Origin of the sequence: Streptomyces sp. NPDC017943 (assembly GCF_044328425.1) — a bacterium.
GTDB classification, from domain to species: Bacteria; Actinomycetota; Actinomycetes; order Streptomycetales; family Streptomycetaceae; genus Streptomyces; species Streptomyces djakartensis_A.
This window is the reverse complement of record NZ_JBIRHH010000055.1, coordinates 1-4589: the sequence shown is the minus strand read 5'-3', so window position 1 is coordinate 4589 and position 4589 is coordinate 1. Positions and strand designations below refer to the sequence as shown.

The 4589-nt window shown below is 64.5% G+C and carries 2 protein-coding genes and 3 pseudogenes; 4 read left to right on the top strand and 1 reads right to left on the bottom strand.

Annotated elements, in window-relative coordinates:
- Positions 1–93 precede the first annotated feature (93 nt).
- A pseudogene (locus ACH4C6_RS35910) lies at positions 94–252 on the top strand (IS5/IS1182 family transposase); the annotation flags it as partial.
- Between the two features lie 18 nt (positions 253–270).
- Here the strand turns inward: ACH4C6_RS35910 and ACH4C6_RS35905 are convergent.
- Positions 271–1112: pseudogene (locus ACH4C6_RS35905) on the bottom strand (IS5 family transposase).
- Positions 1113–1240: 128 nt separating this feature from the next.
- On the opposite strand from ACH4C6_RS35905, the pseudogene ACH4C6_RS35900 reads away from it, so the two are divergent.
- From ACH4C6_RS35900 to ACH4C6_RS35890, 3 genes and pseudogenes are all read left to right on the top strand, one after another.
- Positions 1241–1951, top strand: a pseudogene (locus ACH4C6_RS35900) (transposase family protein).
- A gap of 110 nt (positions 1952–2061) precedes the next feature.
- Positions 2062–2553, top strand: coding sequence for a hypothetical protein (locus ACH4C6_RS35895; protein ID WP_366900794.1), 492 nt, complete (start codon positions 2062–2064; stop codon positions 2551–2553).
- Positions 2554–3438: 885 nt separating this feature from the next.
- Positions 3439–3876, top strand: coding sequence for a hypothetical protein (locus tag ACH4C6_RS35890; protein ID WP_398112779.1), 438 nt, complete (start codon positions 3439–3441; stop codon positions 3874–3876).
- Positions 3877–4589 lie beyond the last annotated feature (713 nt).

Below are 4589 nucleotides of genomic sequence, written 5' to 3'. Positions count from 1 at the left end.
CCATCCGCATATCTCACACCACACGGATACAGCCGCCCACCCCGAACCCATCAGCGACTTCACAAAGATTCACCCCAACGAGCTGAAGTCAGTAACGGCCTTCTCAGGCAGTTAATGCACAAGAAGGAGGACCGGAACGCGAGCCCGTCCGCCCGTGTGATCGACGCGCAAAGCGTCAAGACCTCCACCAGCATCCCTCTCTCCGGTCAGGGCATCCACACCGGGAAGAAGATCGTTGGCAGGAAACGGAGCGGGTGCCGCCGGGGTGTTTCAGCATGATGTCCGCAGACGGCGGAGGCATATGAGGTCGGCCAGTTCGAGCAGCCCCTGATGGAAATCGGCGCGTCGAGCCGTTTGAACTGGTGCAGCCGGGCGAAGGCGCGCTCGGCGACCCAACGCACCTTGCCCTGCCCGGAACCGTGGGCAACTCCGCGTCGGGCGATCAACGGCTTGGTGCCCCGCTTCCACAGCAGGCGGCGGTACTTGTCGAAGCGGTAGCTCAGGTCCGCATGCAGGCGTCGGGGCTTGCGGTGGGGGCGTCCCCGGGTTATCCAAATCGGCGGGACCGCGTCAATCAGGGGCAGGAACTGGGTGACGTCGCGCCGGCTTCCGCCGGTGAATGTGACGGCGAGCGGGGTTTCGCGCCTGTCGACGATCAGGTGGTGCTTGCAGCCAGGGTGGGCGCGGTCGATGGGTGAAGGGCCGACGTGCTCCCCCCCCTTACGGGCCCGGACGTGCGATCCGTCCACGGCACAGTCGTCCAGGTCCACCAGTTCGGCGCGTCTCGGTCAGCAGAGCGGCGTGCAGGCGGGGTCAGACGCCGGCCTCGGCTCGGTCCCGCAGCCGGCGCCAGGCCGTCACGCCGGAACAGCCCACGGTCTCTGCCGGGACGTCCCGCCAGGCGACACCGGTCCGCAGCACGAACAAGACGCGACGAGAGCTCTTCGGTCAGCAACAGGCAACCGCCCAACATGCCGGTGGCGCCGCTCGAGAGCGGCCGGCAGCAACGGAGCTGCCCGCTCCCACAGGTCGTCAGAAACAAGACCAGCACACGCATCTCGGACACCTTGTCGGCCAAGGTCGCCGAGCACAAGACCCGTAGCGCCCGTCATTTTTGAAGCGACAAGTCAATGAGCCTTTTCCAACCTGCTGACGCTGCTTGGCGGTTGGCATGACAGACGAGTGAAGCCCCTGGTAGACGGATTCACGACCAAGATCACCCGTTCTGCCGAGGCTTCACGTGATTGTCTACCCGTCCGGACTGAACCGTCCAGCTCGCATCTTCGTTCCCTCACCGCCCGTCTCCGTGAACGCCGCCGCGCGATCGGCAGCCCGTGGCGCCGGCTCAACGCCGGCCGGCAGGCCCTGATCGCGCTCGCCCACCTGCGCCACGGTCACCCCTACGCCCAGCTCGCAGCAGGCTTCGGCATCGCAACCACGACCGCCTACCGGTACATCACCGAGGCCGTGAACCTCCTGGCCGTCCTCGCTCCCAGCCTCGCCGAAGCAGTACGGGCCGCATCGTCGAAGGCGTTCGTACTGCTGGACGGGACACTGCTGCCGACCGACCGGACCACCGCGGACCGACCCCTCCGGCGGGCCGACTGCTATGGGCCTCACCGGCCCTGCCAGGCGCGATCCACGACGTCCGCGCCGCCCGCGAACACGGCATCATCGACGCTCTCGCCGAAGCCGGCATCAAATGCTGGGCGGACAAGGGCAGCCGAGGAGCAGCAGGCACCGTCCATGTCCCCATCTGGGGCCGCTGGGAGAAGCACTCCGCAGGTCAGCAGGCCGTCAACCGGCCTCACGCGAAGTTACGAGCCCTGGTCGAACCCGCCATCGCCGCCCTGAAAACCTGGCGCCTCCTGCGCAAACTACGCTGCTCGACCATCCGCATCACCCCCTCGTCCAGGCAAGCCTCACCCTCTACCTCACCACCATGAACTGAGGTTGGAAGAGGCTCAGTGAACCATCCAACGAGTCGATGCGTAGCCAGTCACGAGAGACGGAAGAATATTCTCGACACAGTTCGCGAACAGAAGAGGTTATGGCACTGGAATGAAAAGGATCTCATCCATCAAATGGCCACGCGGCTTGACATTAATTGTCACCGCGATCGCGATCACCTCTGCGGTAGGCTGCAGTTCCGCAAGTCGAGATGCGGAAGTCGAAATTCCAAAAGGTGAAATTATGAATCAAGCGCAGTTGCTGAATGACGGCAGCGCCCGCGATAAATTGTGCGTCTCTATCGAGGACACCATCAGGGGTGACACGGATGCCCTGTGCCTTAACGAGGGGGATTCTGTCGACGACCTTTCGGCGGGAATCCATTTCTCCGGATTCTTCAATGACTCCATTGATCGCTTCCGGAACCGCACGGGAATACCCTACTGTGCGTACCCTGACGCATTCTATGAAGGGATTCCGCAGTTTGTCGAAGCTGGGATATCCGCCTCCATGGCAGGCAAGGGAATCTCTTCGATCCAACCATGTCCGCAAAGTATTATCGATTACGTAAACGATGCTATACCTGTGGACAACGGTCGATAGATGCCTTGTGTGTGATGGTGATGAACAGCGATGCCGCGCCCGTTGTCCACGACAGTAGTCGCTTGCGTCTTGGAGAGCGGTGTGACGGTGTTGACGCTCGAAAGTGGGAAGTACGTTGTCCGCAGCCGCAGCGTTCTCCAGCCCGTGTGCATCGCGCACTCGGACCCCTCAGCGGAGTACGCCGCTGCCGAACTCTTGGGCAGGACACGCCGGTTGGGACTGCGGCAAAGCATGGGACGAACTGGCTCGTGCTACGAAAACGCCGCCGAGAGCTTATTCGCGCTACTCAAAGCGGAGATCGGCACCCGCCGCTGGCCCGACCGGACTTCTGCCCGCGCTGAGACATTCACCTTCACCGGACCTTCTACAACCGCAATCGGCTGCGAAGGCCTCCAGTAGGGGCCTACCTCACACCGCTGGGGACCCGGCAGCGACGCAAACACGTACACGCCCTCATCAGGTGTCCAGCATCACGGGAAACGCCACTGGAGCCGAGTGGACGGTCTGCGGGCCTCACCGGTCTGGATGCCTGCGGAGCCGCCAGGAGGGACGAGACGCTGCGCACCGCCTTGATGCTGTCTGCGCAAGCGACCGCGTACGGTAGGCCAACATTCCGCATCTGCAGCAGGAAGCACTGTGCCGCTCCCGACCGAACCACCCCTCTCCACGCCTCGCACTTCGCAACGTGCCTCGCGTCGGCCGCAGCACTCATCGGTGCTGCACGGTCAGGCATCCTGTGCCGATTACGGCTGTACACGCCCCGAGTGCTTGCGAGCGGCACGCCGGGCCCGCCAGCAACGCGCCCAGGACCGCCAGCGAGGCCTGCCCGCGCGCGTCCCACCACACACTGCGGCACGATGGGCTCTCCGACTGCACGAGCACGGCATGTCCGCACAGGACGTCGCCGACAAAGCCGGCCTCTCGGTAACCCTGATCCGCCGCCTTCTACGCACCCCAATCGACGGCCGGACCGTGCGCGGCATCGCCCGTACCACCGAAGACGCCGTGCTCGGCACACCGCTCCCCTCGCGCCGAGGTACTGGGTTACCGGGCCTCACAAGTGCCAGCGAAGCATCACGACTGCTGTCCGACCTCGCACGCGCTGGATGGCCCGCCACTGCTCTCGCCGCCCGGCTCGGGATCAATCCCAGTACTGTCGCCGAAGTCCGCGACGTACGCCTCCGCCTCCACCTCGATCTGGCCCTGCGAATTCGGGGCTTGCACCGCGAACTCATCGGCCGCAACCCCGCAAGGCAGGGGATCAGCCCCGCTGCCGTCGCCCGGACCCGTGCTGCGGCCGCGCGGCGTGCTGCGGGCGACTGACAAGAATGCATGGCTGCGGCCCCAATCACCTTTTCAGTTCTGTTCGTATCGAGTAGCGATTCCACGGGAGCCTTTGAGCCGGTAGACGGAGCGTTCAACAGCGTTGCGTTACCGGTAGACCCGCCTGCCAAGATCAGTGGCCGCCAGCTGCGGCGGCCGCGGTCGTGCCGGAGTGCTGACCGGTCTTCTCCGGGATTGACCGATGCCGCGTTCGCACAGGTAGACGCGGAAGCCGCGGGAGCTGTAGACCCCGTCGGCGATGACCTGGTCAGGCGTGCAGCGGGGCGGCCCCGTCCGGTGCGGGGGACCCCGGATACGCTCCAGAAGAGGTCGCGTGCAGATGCTGTCCTGCCGTTAGCCGGGTGTCACCGGGACGGCGAGTGCTGCCCTTCTCCGTCGCACACAAGGTGGATTCTTGTGGTCCAGGAGGCCTTTTCGGCCTCGCTTCTGTGCTGGTCACGGGCTTGCTGGTGAGTGGCTATGTCAGCCGGTGACAGGCAAGTGACCAGCAGATCGACAGTTGGCCGCTGTGCGACGAACGCTCCGCCTACATGAGGGGCAAGCAATGCGTTGCCACTGCTGCCCGTCTCCGTCCAGGCCATCAGCGATTGCGCGGAGGTCCTCAGTGAACCTCTTTCATCTTGTGCCGTGGGGATGAAGTGGGCTGGTCAGGTGGGGTGACGTGACGAAGCCCCTCGTCGTTGGTGTGGTGA

Bases quoted from the DNA above. Each gene is read 5' to 3' on its own strand.
- ACH4C6_RS35895 (WP_366900794.1), top strand. From the start codon at position 2,062: ATGAAAAGGATCTCATCCATCAAATGGCCACGCGGCTTGACATTAATT.
- ACH4C6_RS35890 (WP_398112779.1), top strand. From the start codon at position 3,439: ATGTCCGCACAGGACGTCGCCGACAAAGCCGGCCTCTCGGTAACCCTG.